This window comes from Gemmata algarum (assembly GCF_034097035.1).
Classification (GTDB): Bacteria; Planctomycetota; Planctomycetia; order Gemmatales; family Gemmataceae; genus Gemmata; species Gemmata algarum.
Genome location: NZ_JAXBLV010000154.1, coordinates 1 through 336, shown reverse-complemented (window position 1 = coordinate 336; position 336 = coordinate 1). Strand labels below are relative to the sequence as shown.

Here is a 336-nt window from a genome sequence, read left to right as displayed (position 1 = left end):
CCGCACCAACCCCGCCGACACCCCGAGCTCGATGTTCTGGAGCTTCTCGTACACCGACTTTAGGGTCACCGGGATCCGATCCACCATGTGCGGGTCGGCCGATCGCACGTGATGTGCCTTCCCGCACACCACCCGGCTCATCAACTCCACCACCGTCGAGAACAGCAACGCCTGCGTGTACCCCGCCTCCGCCGTGTGCTCGAATAACGCATCCAGGGCCGAGGCCGACAGCGCGTGTTCGATGGTGGCCCGAGACATGACGCTCAGCGGGCTCTCCTCAACGAACCGATCGAACACCGCACCCAGGGGCAGGGCCGTCCGTCCGCAAATAGATTT

At 64.3% G+C, this 336-nt stretch carries 1 pseudogene; it reads right to left on the bottom strand.

Annotated features, from left to right (window positions below):
• Window positions 1-258, bottom strand: a pseudogene (locus tag R5W23_RS12270) (transposase); the annotation flags it as partial.
• Window positions 259-336 lie beyond the last annotated feature (78 nt).